The sequence below is a fragment of the Paracoccus aestuariivivens genome (genome assembly GCF_009711225.1).
GTDB classification, from domain to species: domain Bacteria; phylum Pseudomonadota; class Alphaproteobacteria; order Rhodobacterales; family Rhodobacteraceae; genus Paracoccus; species Paracoccus aestuariivivens.
On record NZ_WMIE01000059.1, the window covers coordinates 1 to 1,351 of the forward strand.

Below are 1,351 nucleotides of genomic sequence, written 5' to 3' on the forward strand. Positions count from 1 at the left end.
GGCTCGCGCGTGACGAAACCGTGCAGGAAGCCCGCCGGAATCCACAGCTGACGACCGTTTTCGAAAGAAAGCTCCTCACCCACCCATTTGCCGTAAGTGGGGCTGCCTTTACGGATATCGACAGCGACATCAAAAAGCCGCCCCCGCCCGCAACGAACGAGCTTGCCCTGGGCATGCGGCGGCGACTGGAAATGCAGACCGCGCAAGGTCCCTACCGTCGAGGACATCGAATGGTTGTCCTGAACGAACTCGGGCAACTCGACGCCTGCTTCCCGCAGGGTCTTACGATTCCAGCTTTCCGAGAAAAACCCGCGAGAATCTCCGAAACGCCGGGGCTCAAGGATCATGATGCCGGGAAGCGGGGTATTGGAAATATTCATTTTCTCTTTTGGCTTTGATTATCAGTATGTCTGGCATCACAGTGCTATTGGGCAAATCGCGCCACCGTCGCGACCTACTCCCCCCTTCCCCTCTTCACAAGAAAAACCTGCCAGCCTGAGATTGGTGGTGACTTGCGCCGAACGGCGTCAGACCTTCTCAAGTCTAGGTCAACTGTCTGGGAAGCTCACTCCCTAACATCGACCTAAGACGGAGAAGACCTTCGCCAACATGGCGGTGCATTACGACACAACCGTGCTACCCATGCGGCCGCGCAAGCCCCGGGATAAAGGCAAGGTCGAGGCGCTGAACTTCTTGTCGACCTCAACGGTCGCCCGATGCGGCGGATCGGCCGGTCTCGCCGCGATCTGTTTGACGAGATCGCGCGGCCCACCCTGCAGGCACTACCTCCGGAACCCTCCGGAACCCTTCGGGTATGCCGAATGGAAGCGGGACAAGGTCCATCCCGATTACCATATCGATGTGCTGCACAGCTTTTATTCCGTGCCGCACCGCCTGATCGACAAGAAGGTCGACGTACAGATAACGCACCGGATGGTCGAGATCTCCCACAATCATGACCGTGTCGTCGTGCACATCATACACAACGCCCATCGCATCGAACTCAAGGGAGACAGCATGCGCCAAACCCGGATTGACCCAGACCGAAAACCCCCAATCCTCATCCAGGACGAATGACAGCAACCCAACGACCATCTGTTTCGGCGAACTTCTGGCAAACGCAACCAAGACCAAAAATACCCAAAATCAATGGGTCTGAGACGCCTCATACACACAACATAGTTTGAACGCGAACGACCGCCATTTTGGCGGTTTTTTGGTTTGATATTTTTTGTGATTTGGTTGCGGGGGTAGGATTTGAACCTACGACCTTCAGGTTATGAGCCTGACGAGCTACCGGGCTGCTCTACCCCGCGCCATTTGCGCTGATAGATAGCGCTTTTTGATCGTT

General features: G+C 55.9%; 1 protein-coding gene, 1 tRNA gene and 1 pseudogene. 1 reads left to right on the plus strand and 2 read right to left on the minus strand.

Features of this window, described 5'->3' with window-relative positions; genetic code table 11:
* Positions 1-380: dTDP-4-dehydrorhamnose 3,5-epimerase (gene rfbC / locus GL286_RS22030; RefSeq protein ID WP_155097696.1), on the minus strand; the 380-nt coding region annotated here is incomplete at its 3' end.
* Positions 381-582: 202 nt separating this feature from the next.
* Between rfbC and GL286_RS22035 the strand changes: the two are divergent.
* A pseudogene (locus GL286_RS22035) lies at positions 583-978 on the plus strand (Mu transposase domain-containing protein); the annotation flags it as partial.
* 261 nt (positions 979-1,239) lie between these two features.
* Here the strand turns inward: GL286_RS22035 and GL286_RS22040 are convergent.
* Positions 1,240-1,316: transfer RNA gene (locus tag GL286_RS22040), tRNA-Met, on the minus strand.
* Between the last annotated feature and the right edge of the window lie 35 nt (positions 1,317-1,351).